Annotated in this window: 3 protein-coding genes; 2 read left to right on the top strand and 1 reads right to left on the bottom strand. The window is 52.8% G+C overall.

Annotated elements, in window-relative coordinates; all coding sequences use genetic code 11:
* Positions 1-90: 90 nt before the first annotated feature.
* Entirely contained in the window at positions 91-1,254 is a 1,164-nt protein-coding gene (locus CFR71_RS15210) for a TonB-dependent receptor (protein WP_338065948.1), read from the top strand.
* Between the two features lie 172 nt (positions 1,255-1,426).
* The gene (locus CFR71_RS15205) at positions 1,427-3,928 is read left to right on the top strand and encodes a phosphocholine-specific phospholipase C (protein ID WP_110532153.1); all 2,502 of its coding nucleotides are present in this window, start codon (positions 1,427-1,429) and stop codon (positions 3,926-3,928) included.
* 62 nt (positions 3,929-3,990) lie between these two features.
* Here CFR71_RS15205 and CFR71_RS15200 read toward each other — a convergent pair whose 3' ends face one another.
* Positions 3,991-4,773: a DUF3034 family protein gene (locus tag CFR71_RS15200; protein WP_239020452.1), complete on the bottom strand. Its 783-nt coding sequence runs from the start codon at positions 4,771-4,773 to the stop codon at positions 3,991-3,993.
* Positions 4,774-4,885 lie beyond the last annotated feature (112 nt).

Here is a 4,885-nt window from a genome sequence, read left to right as displayed (position 1 = left end):
AGAAGCAGAATATCGTCAATATTCCAGATCGGGCTCCTGTGGGATGACTGAATTCTACAAAATGACCCGAAATTGCCTCAAGTGTGAGAAATCCGCGTCAACACACTGAATTTCAGTTACTGGTATTCATACGCCCAGGAAGCCGCGGACGAACGGTTTTACGCGGTTAACAGTCAGGGCCAATGGAACGGGCATGGTGCCCCGCTGACGGCGAATGGCGGCATTCCCATAGATGAAGATAATGAAAACGGCCTGCAGCAGTTGAGCAGTTTTGCCGTGGACGATAAAATGTCATTTTTCCATGATCGCCTGACAATTGATGGCGGCATCAGGATGGCGATGGCGAACCGTCAGTACACCCAGGACCTGCCTGATGTCACGGCAAGAAAATCCATTCATAACGTGTTCGTTCCCGCGCCACAGGTTCTGATCAGCTATCGCTTTAATCCGCGGCATCAGATCTATGTCAATGGAACGACCGGCTATCACCTTCCTGCGGCGTTGAGTTCACAGCTTGCGTCCTACAGTTATTCCACCGGCAAGGCTGAATCGATGCCCATGTCGGATTACAAGCCGGAATACATGATCACCGAAGAAGTCGGCTATCGCTATAATGGTCTCCTGATGGCCAATGTCGCGGGGTTTCATTACAACGTAACGAATCATCAGGTTTCCGCCGAAAGTTATGAACCGGGGTCAACCTCAACAATTTCACAGCTGATCAATGCGGGCGGACTGGAGGCTTATGGCGTCCAGACCGAAATTGCCACACACCCCTGGCATCATCTGAGCTTTTATGCATCCGGCCAGTATATGCATACCAGGAATGGCAATAATATTGCCTATGAAGGCGACTATCTGGCGACAAAGGGAAAGCAGGAAGTCGGCGCGCCCAAATTCTCCGGATCCCTTGGCCTGACATATAATGACGGGATCTGGTTTGGAAATTTCACGCTGCAATACACGGATTCCCAATATTCCACCCTCATGAATGACCAGAGTATTCCAAGCTACATAACGGCAAACCTTGGCGTGGGCAGGAACCTGCCGAAAATTGGCAGGGTCGCGCCGAAGATCAAGCTGAACCTCGTCAACCTTGGTAATGAGCATTACCTGTCGTCCATGTATGGGTATACGACCAATGCGACGACGCAGCACGGGATCGTCACGGGAAAGACCTTTACGGGATCGCAGCCCACCTATGTCATTGCGTCCCCATTTGTGATCATGGCAACGCTTTCAGCCAATTTCTGAAAAATGATAAAACAGGAAGGATGGTGGTAATGAAGATCAATTTTAAAATATGAAGGAATGGGAATGATCGGGGATGTCCTGTTCGGTGGACGGGTTTGTCTGGTCGAAAAATAAACATTTTCCTGTAGATACTTTTTCCCCGGCTTTAAAATCCTCCTGATGCGAGTGGATAATGACGACACGTAGAGATTTTCTGAAGTACGCGCTTTGGTCTGGTGCTGTCGGTTCAACCGCAGGATTGCCTGCCTCCATCAGTCGTGCGTTTGCCATTGCACCCGATGTCGGCTCAACCTGGCAGGATGCCGAGCATGTGGTGATCCTGATGCAGGAAAATCGCTCGTTCGATCATGTTTTCGGGACCCTTCAGGGGGCGCGTGGGTTCAATGACCCACGCGCCATGCGACTGCCTGGTGGCAATCCGGCCTTTGTCCAGGGCAGTAAAACAGGGGAAACCTATCTGCCCTGGCGACTGAACATCCGTGACACGCGCATTACATGGATGGGTTCGATCCCGCATTCGCGCGACAGCCAGGTGGACGCATGGAACAATGGCGGGCACGACAGGTGGATTGACGCCAAGAAGTCACATCGGAAGGAATATGCCGCATATCCGATGACCATGGGATATTATACGCGCGAAGACCTGCCGTTTTATTACGCGCTGGCGGATGCTTTTACCGTCTGTGACCAGAATTACTGTGGTGCAATGACCAGCACCACCCCCAACCGCCTGCTGTTCTGGACCGGGACCGTGCGTGACAGGCAGGATCCGGCGTCCAGGGTCTATATGCGCAATGGCGAGATATTGGAAGGCGGGATGCGGTGGACCACGTTCCCCGAACGTCTGGAACAGGCCGGGGTATCGTGGAAATTCTATCAGAACGAACTTTCGCAGACTGGCGGCATGAGCCATCAGGAACGTGCATGGCTTTCCAATTTTGGATGCAATGTACTGGAATATTTCGATCAGTATGCGGCTACGACCAACCCGGGGTTCAGTGTATGGCTTGAAGAGCGTATCAGCGACTGTCAGAAGCATATCAACGGACTGAACAGTCAGGAGATGCTTGTTTCGGAGACACGCGCGGAGCAGCTTGCCGAAGCGCATGAACTGCTGAATGTCCTGATGCGCCGCCGTGCAACGGTAACAGGACGTTCGCCAGAGCAGTTGACGCCCCGGGAACGCGGACTGTTTGAAAAGGCGTTTGTCATCAATAGCGGTGATAAAAATTATCGCAAACTGGAAAAGCTGAAATTTCATGATGGCAAAAAAGCCATGCATATGGATGCCCCCAAGGGAGACGTGCTTTATCAGTTCAGGCAGGATGTAAGGACAGGCAGGCTTCCGACCGTATCGTGGCTTGCCGCGCCGGAGCATTTTTCAGATCATCCGACGTCACCATGGTATGGCGCATGGTATGTTTCCGAAATCATGGATATCCTGACCGAAAATCCCGAGGTCTGGAAAAAAACGATTTTCATCATGACCTATGATGAAAATGACGGTTATTTTGACCATTGCTGTTCTTATGCGGCACCTGATCCCAGGCGGCCGGAAACGGGTGTGTCATCACATGGTATCGGTCATGCCGGGCTGGAATATACAACGGCACAGGACGAGATCAATCGCGGGGTGCCCGTTCATCTGGCGCGCAGTGGACCGATCGGTCTGGGGTTTCGCGTGCCGATGATCATAGCCTCCCCCTGGAGCAGGGGAGGGTATGTCAATTCGCAGCTGTTTGAACATACATCCACACTGCGTTTTCTTGAAACCTTCGTTGAGGCCAAATTCGGCAGGAAAATCAGGGAGACGAATATTTCACCGTGGCGTCGGGCGATAAGTGGTGACCTGACCTCATGCTTCCGACCTTATGACGGAAGTGTTCCTGCCCTGCCATTCCTGGAACGCGATGCCTATCTGCGTACTGTCGAGGATGCCCGTAACCGGCCGATGCCTGGCGGTTTTCGCACGTTGGACACAACCGAAATCGCAGCCCTGCGTGATGATCCGGCAAAAGTGCACGAAACTGTGCGGCAGGAAGCCGGCACCCGTCCGGCCTGCGCCCTGCCTTATGAACCATATTGCAATGGCGGGATATCGGCGGACGGAAGGCAGGCCGTCATTCATCTTCGGGCCGGGAAGGAACGCTTTGGCGCCCGCTCTGCCGGCGTGCCCTTCAATATCTATCGTCATGATGTAAAATCCGATAGTGGCATGCAGGCCGGTACCTATGCCGTGGCGGCGGGCGATATGCTCAATGTTTCCTTTCCGATCTCGACTTTTGTGAATGACATCTATGATATCGATGTTCATGCGCCGAATGGTTTTTATCGGCGGTACAAGGGGCGAAAGGGGGGGCTGCACCTGCAGGTGGAGTGTCTCTGTCTGCGCGGTCCAGGCAAAGATCTGGTCCTGCGGATAAGCAATCACGGGGCGAAAAGCGCTGATGTGGCATGCATACTGTCCGGAACCGATACAATGCGTTCACTGCAGATAGCTGCCGGCCATACTGTTGAGGTGGCATTCGATCTGGCACCGACCATGCTTTGGTATGACATCTCCCTTACCAGTCCGGATGAAGGTGACTTTCTTTACCAGCTTGCTGGACGTATCGAGACCGGGAAGGCGGGGCGTACGGACCCGGCCATGGGTACGATTCTCAATAAGAAATAGAAAAATGTTGCACGCAGAAAATATTGGGAGGCTTTCTTTGGAAAGCTTCCCGTAAACCGGGGTCAGAAACCGGTCTGGGCAGAAAAATATACGCCGGTCTGGTTCCGGAATGTGGCAATCGTCCCCAGCGAGACATAGGCGGCTGTAATGTTGAGGTGTTTGTTGACGAAATAGCTGGCATAAACGTCAAACCAGTTGCTTTCCGGCGTAAAGTTCTGGTTTCGGGGTTTCGTGCGGTATTCCACCCCCACCACCAGGCCCGGCGCGAACCATGGGAGGTATCCAAGGGACCCTTCGAACTGGGGATAGTAATTGTCATTCCTGTCACCGCCAAACCCGAGTATTCCCCACTGGTTTCCTTTTGTAAGCCGCATTGTCGTATCGACAAGCAGGCCGATTTTCGGAAAAAGCTTGGTCACGGCAACATATGCGTCCCCGCCATTGACGTGTTTGGAGCCGACTTCGTGTATGACCTTTGAATCCCCGTCATGCTTGTACATGCCCCCGATCGAGATCTGGGGGATAAGGGTCTTGTCGGCAATATGGCCAAACAGGCGCACCTTGATGCCGCCAGTATCCAGATCGAACTGATACCCGCGACCTATGCCAAGGAGCGCGCCGGTGCCGCGTGTCTGAAAAAAATTGTGGGAATATGAAATTTCCACCCGATCATGAATGCCCAGTACGGCGCCAGCATTCTGATCCCAGTAATTTGTGATATTTACATAGCTGTAGTGAAAAGCCATCCCCATGCTCTTGTTGCTGCCATATCCCCCGATGGTCGCCCAGGTTGCGATCCCGCCGCCGCTTGCGCCTTCCAGTGAACTGAGGCCCGATGTGCCCAATGCCCTTTTCCCGTCGACGCGGATTTCTCACACTTGAGGCAATTTCGGGTCATTTTGTAGAATTCAGTCATCCCACAGGAGCCCGATCTGGAATATTGACGATATTCTGCTT

It is taken from the genome of Novacetimonas pomaceti (assembly GCF_003207955.1).
In the GTDB taxonomy this organism is placed as follows: domain Bacteria; phylum Pseudomonadota; class Alphaproteobacteria; order Acetobacterales; family Acetobacteraceae; genus Novacetimonas; species Novacetimonas pomaceti.
This window is presented reverse-complemented; position numbering and strand designations above follow the sequence as displayed.